Raw genomic sequence first — 6,135 nt, 5'->3', positions numbered from 1 at the left:
AGAGGTTATAGGAATATCTCCAACTTTATCAACATGATTTACTTCATCTCTGGAAAACTCAAATTCGACTACCCACTATATTCCACCTAGAGCCTCTTTTTAATTAAAACTAAATGTTACTACATTCGAATCAATCATATTATAAATTTTACACCTATTTCAATGAAAATTTTAACTACATTATGTACTGCATTATTTGTCTTTAATTACGGTCTGCTTCAAGCTCAGACAACAGAAATTATAGGCTATACGTCACCTAATGACATCGAAATCATAGATGACATCAATGAGCTTTCGGCCTTTCAAAAAGGTGACTTGATATTTTCTAAGGCAAGAGGTCTATTCGCTATTTCTCCTATCAATAATATCAATAATCGAGCTATAAATAAGTTGAAGACAGAAGCCTCAATGAGGGGAGCAAGTCATATTTATATCAATTATAGAAATATTGAAAACTCTACCCTCTCAAAATCAGCCATGTATAGTGCCAGAGTTTATAAAGGTAAGCCTTTGAATTTTCAAGAAATCAATCAAGCTGTTTCAGGCAAAAAGCTTATTATTACAAAACAAGTATACTTCTCCAGAAATGACTGGAAAGCTAACGAAAAAGAGATATATAGTTTTTCAAATATTAGCCTAAATGAACCAGTTGAAGAGAGAAACGGAAAAGTTTTTATCAAGATTAGATCAAAAGACTATAAGTCTGGAAAGCTTAGCTCAGGTGACTATTATGAAGTGGTAGGATTTAATCAAGATACCATCTTAATATTCACCGAAGAAGTAGCAGGAAAAGAATATGTACTTCATCATGTGAAAATCGAATAAGTATAAACACATAAGCCTGCCAGATTTCAAAAATCTAGCAGGCTTCTATCAGTTTCTTGCAAACTAATTCTATTCCTTCCTCAAAGCCAAGGCGATTGACAATTCTTTCAACTGCTCTTCTGCAATAGTACTCGGAGAATCGATCATCACATCTCTGCCCGAGTTGTTTTTTGGGAAAGCGATGTAATCTCTGATCGAATCTGAGCCACCAAAAATCGCACAGAATCTATCGAAACCAAAGGCGATACCTCCATGTGGCGGCGCACCGTATTCAAAGGCTTCCATCAAGAAGCCAAACTGCTTCTGTGCTTCTTCATCAGAAAAACCGAGATGCTTGAACATCAACTGCTGAGTAGGTCGATCATGAATCCTAATAGAACCGCCGCCGATCTCTACGCCATTAATCACCAGATCATAGGCATTGGCCCTTACAGCTCCTGGATCGTTTTCCAGCAAAGGAATATCTTCTTTCTTCGGTGAAGTAAATGGATGGTGCATCGCATGGTAGCGCTGGGTTTCCTCATCCCATTCCAAAAGTGGGAAATCGACTACCCATAGTGGCTTAAATACATTTCTATCTCTCAAGCCCAACTCTTCACCCATCTTCAGACGAAGCTCAGACATTTGCTTGCGGGTAGTTTTAGCATCTCCAGAAAGCACTAAAATCAAATCTCCAGCTTTGGCATTGGCTCTTTCTGCCCATGCTTTCAAATCTTCTTGTGTGTAAAACTTATCTACAGAAGACTTGAACGTTCCATCTTCATTACACTTCACATACACCAAGCCCTTTGCACCAATCTGAGGTCTTTTCACCCATTCTGTCAAGGCATCTATTTGCTTTCTAGTATACTCACCCGCTCCTGAAGCACATATCCCAACGACCAATTCTGCCTGGTCAAATATAGCAAAACCTTTACCTTGAGCGAGTTCATTAAGTTCTACGAACTTCATTTCAAACCTTAAGTCGGGCTTGTCATTACCATAATACTTCATGGCATCGGCAAATGTCATTCTTTCAATACCACCCAATTCAACTCCTTTCACATTGGTGAAAAGGTGTCGCACCAAACCTTCAAAAGTATTTAAGATATCTTCTTGATCTACAAAAGACATCTCACAATCTATCTGCGTAAACTCTGGCTGTCGGTCCGCTCTCAAGTCTTCATCTCTGAAACACTTCACAATCTGAAAATAACGATCAAAACCACTAACCATCAAAAGTTGCTTGAAAGTCTGTGGTGACTGAGGCAAGGCATAGAACTCACCAGGATTTACCCTAGAAGGTACAACAAAATCTCTGGCTCCCTCAGGCGTAGACTTGATCAATACTGGCGTTTCCACTTCGATGAAGCTTTGAGCATCCATGTATTTCCTAGTTTCCTGCATCATGCGGTGCCTTAGTTGTAGCTTTTCTCTTACCACATTCCTTCGGAGATCCAAGTACCTATATTTCATCCTCAATTCATCCCCACCATCCGTTTCATCTTCAATAATGAATGGAGGTACTTTAGCGGCATTCAATACCTCCAAAGAACTTGCTTTGACTTCAATATCTCCAGTAGGTAGCTTATCATTCTTGGAAGTACGTTCTATGACTTTTCCTGTTGTTCGCACCACAAATTCACGACCCAAGCTCGCTGCTTTATCAAGTAGTACTTTGTCTGTAGATCCTTCTTCAAAAATCAACTGCGTCACACCATATCGGTCTCTGAGGTCTAACCAGATCAACCCACCCTTATTTCGGACACGTTGTACCCAACCAGCAAGGGTTACTTCTTTATTGACATCTATGAGGCGCAATTCCCCACATGTATGAGTTCGTAGCATGTTTTGAAATCGTTTTTTTTGAAAGCGACAAAGATAAACAAAATATACAGCAAGCTAAATCAAATAGAGAGATTCAAAGCCCCCTTAGGGATAAAATCAATCAAACTTTATTCAAAATGATGTTAGCTATTATGATGGATGCAATGTTATGAATAATTTAAAAAATTAACGCTATTTACTTAAAAATTCCCTAATAGACTGTCGTCTCCAATAAAATTATAATAAAAATCAACAGTTTAGAAAATGAAATGTAATTGAAACCGTTTCATCATTAGATTTATGCAAGTTTTGAAAGCATTATTGCTTTGTACATTAGCTACACAAAACAGCTACTAAAAGATTTGGAAATTGACCGAAATTTAAATTCCTTTGAATATTAAGAACCCGACTAATACAAAATAAGTATGCGAAAAAAATGGATTGGTGCCACCTTACTCACGTTGGCCCTGGGAGGTGGATTTTATTTTATATGGGATCAAGTGAGCTTCAGCAGAGAAAAAGAAGAAGCATTCGTAGAAAATTTTGAAGAAGAGATGCAGGAAGACCTCCTACTTTACGGCATCAATATCAATGAATTGGATGTCGTAGAAGGAATTGTTGGAAAAAACCAAACCCTTTCCACCTTACTTGCTCCATTCAATGTACCATATCAAATCATCGACGAGATTGCCAAAAAATCCAAGGATATTTTTGATGTAAGAAAAATTGCATTTAATAAGAAATTCACTGTTTTAACCGGGAGAGATTCTTCTCAAGCTGAATTTTTCATTTACGAGCCTAACCCATCTGAGTATGTTGTCTTCAAACTCAATGAAGTAGAAATATACAAGGAAGAAAAGCCTGTTGAACTTAGAAAAGTGGAACTAGGTGGAGAAATCGACCATAGCTTATCAGTTAACATGAGTCAGCTTGGAATCACCAATGACCTGATTGATAAATTTGCAGATCTTTTTGGCTGGTATGTGGATTTTCAAAGACTTCAAAAAGGTGATAAGTTCAAAGTTGTCTACCATGAAAAAGTAGTTGAAGGGAATGTTGTAGGAATTACAGATATTGAAACAGCATATTTTTTATACAAAGGAGAAGAATTTCATGCGATTCCTTTTGAGCAAAACGGAGAAACTAGTTTCTTTGATCAAGAGGGTAATAGCTTCAAAAAAGCTTTTTTGAGAGATCCACTCAAATACACGAGAATTAGCTCTAAATATAATCTCAATAGGTACCACCCTGTACAGAAGCGTTATAAACCACATTTAGGAACAGATTATGCCGCGCCTACAGGTACTGAAATCCGCACAGTGGGTGATGGTACCGTAGTAGAGGCAAGGTACACCAGTGCTAATGGTAATTATGTCAAAATCAAACACAATGGCACTTATACTACACAATACCTGCATATGTCCAAGATTGCTTCAGGTATGAAACCTGGAACAAGAGTAAAGCAAGGCCAGGTGATTGGTTTTGTAGGTGCTACTGGATTAGCTACAGGTCCTCATTTATGCTTTAGGTTTTGGAAAAATGGGAAGCAAGTAGATTGGCTTCAGGAAAAAATCCCACCATCCGATCCAATTCTTCCTAATAACAAAATGGCTTTCGAGCAGGTCAAAATTGATAAACTTCAACTGTTAACAAGTATCCCAATTAGTTACCCAGCTGATAAACTAGTTGCAACGAAATAATACCTAGCGGTTGTGGGAAACCCACAGCCGCTTTTTTATTTGAATTCAATTGATATTTTTTTGCGATCAATCCACTTTCATGTTTTGATTATCAATAGATTACAGAGCTAAGTTCACACTTCTCCTCTATAAAGTTCTGATTAATAAATAAATCAACACTATTATTTGAAATGCATTTTTTTATGTGTTAAGTTTATTTTTATGTATTTTAAATAAAAAACTATGACCAACTTAAATCTTAAAATAATCGCGTATGCATCATTCATATGCTGGCTGTCTTTTGCATGTAGCAAAGACAATGACGAAGATATGGCACCTTATACTCCTCAAACTAATTGGGAGAAATCGAAAGGTCTTGAAGAAGGAATTTTCAATAGTCTTTACATCGACAATAAATTATACCTACTAGGAGCTAGTAATTTTTATAAGGATGGAAATATATCTGATACTAACATTCCATTTAGCTTTGAAAAATATATCACCCGGCCTGGCTGGCATAAACTACCTGTATCAAATAAGGTATTGGCTACAAGAACAGAATTGGATGTTTTCATTCTATCAGTTTCAAATCTCACAGAAGATCAGTTTCTAAAAATAGATCTTAAGTCATTTGACTCGACTTTTATAAAGTTAGAAGATATCCCAAGGTGGCAAAGTGAGGGGCTTGGTATTTCAGGAAATGGCACTATACTGATACCATACCGGACGGCCAAAGAGGGTATAGCCGAAAATAACCCAAGCTTAATGTTAATCAGAACTAGCAATAAAAATAACGAGATTGTTATTGAGGAAGTAAAAAATATAAAACTTCAAGTCTTAAGCTACTATGATCTTGTCTATCAGGTCGATTCTTTTGAAAACTTCTTCTTAATTACTGTTGGAAATATTGTGATTCAACTCACTGACCAAGGAGAAGTGAGTACGGTCGGAGCCTTCAATACGCTGAGATCGTTAATCATTAAAGATGAAGTAGTCTCATTTGGTATAGACCGAATAAAAAATGAAGTGTCCTATTTCAAATCAAGGATGGATGGAGGAAATAGACACCTTGTACGAAAAATTCCTTTAGAGCCGCTTTTTGATGGTTTAGAACTCACCTCCATCAATGACAAAATTATCGGGTATAAAAACGATAAAATTTACTTGATAGAACTAGAGACAAACAAAATGAAACTATCAGAACTTAACAATTCCAAATTAGAAGGTGGGTTTATCACCTCCATTATTTCAAACAATGAAAATAAGGTGCTTGTTACAGCTACTTGTCATATCATCTGCGGTGGGTATACCAAGCCTTTGAATAATTTTTTTGAGATAAAAAAGGAATAAAATAAAAACGATCTATCCTGTAAAGAGGAGGGACAAAAAAAGACCACCCGAATCAGGTGGTCATTTAGATAATCTACAGGTTAGGGATCTTCATCTTATAGAGTGATCATTTCACCTGTCTAAGATCTTTATATTTTTCTTTGAAGATGATAATCTTCACTTGATTTCTAATTAACATATCATATCAAACTTCGAGCCAGAAAATTCATTAAAATGCTTTTTGGATAATTTTTTTTGTATTTCAAATTATTTTATTTGCTTTTTGATACTTTTTATTCCCAATACAGATCTCCGGATAAGCTATAATCCTCAAAGGATTTAAAAATTACACATCTGACAAAGTAAGACGTAATTTTCTTTTCTTAATCTTCTTTTTACCTCTTCAACTTCAGTTCTGTTCTTCTATTTTCCTGATGTTGGGCTTCGGTGCAGTCGCCACAGTCATGGATCGGTCTTGTCTTGCCAAACCACTCCG

General features: G+C 36.4%; 4 protein-coding genes. 3 read left to right on the top strand and 1 reads right to left on the bottom strand.

All coding sequences use genetic code 11. From position 1 onward, the window contains the following. Positions 1 to 162: 162 nt before the first annotated feature. Positions 163 to 825: a hypothetical protein gene (locus tag CHB66_RS16585; RefSeq protein ID WP_089242531.1), complete on the top strand. Its 663-nt coding sequence runs from the start codon at positions 163 to 165 to the stop codon at positions 823 to 825. A 69-nt stretch (positions 826 to 894) separates the two neighbouring features. Here CHB66_RS16585 and aspS read toward each other — a convergent pair whose 3' ends face one another. Next, entirely contained in the window at positions 895 to 2,652 is a 1,758-nt protein-coding gene (gene aspS, locus CHB66_RS16580) for an aspartate--tRNA ligase (protein ID WP_089242530.1), read from the bottom strand. A 404-nt stretch (positions 2,653 to 3,056) separates the two neighbouring features. On the opposite strand from aspS, the gene CHB66_RS16575 reads away from it, so the two are divergent. Continuing rightward, positions 3,057 to 4,331 (top strand): peptidoglycan DD-metalloendopeptidase family protein, encoded by a 1,275-nt coding sequence (locus tag CHB66_RS16575; protein ID WP_089242529.1) that lies wholly within the window; start codon positions 3,057 to 3,059, stop codon positions 4,329 to 4,331. Positions 4,332 to 4,553: 222 nt separating this feature from the next. Beyond that, positions 4,554 to 5,660, top strand: a complete 1,107-nt coding sequence (locus tag CHB66_RS16570) for a hypothetical protein (RefSeq protein ID WP_141107417.1) — start codon at positions 4,554 to 4,556, stop codon at positions 5,658 to 5,660. Positions 5,661 to 6,135: the final 475 nt, after the last annotated feature.

Origin of the sequence: Belliella buryatensis (genome assembly GCF_900188245.1) — a bacterium.
In the GTDB taxonomy this organism is placed as follows: domain Bacteria; phylum Bacteroidota; class Bacteroidia; order Cytophagales; family Cyclobacteriaceae; genus Belliella; species Belliella buryatensis.
Note: the sequence above shows the minus strand (reverse complement) of the source record. Positions and strands in the feature narration are given on the sequence as shown.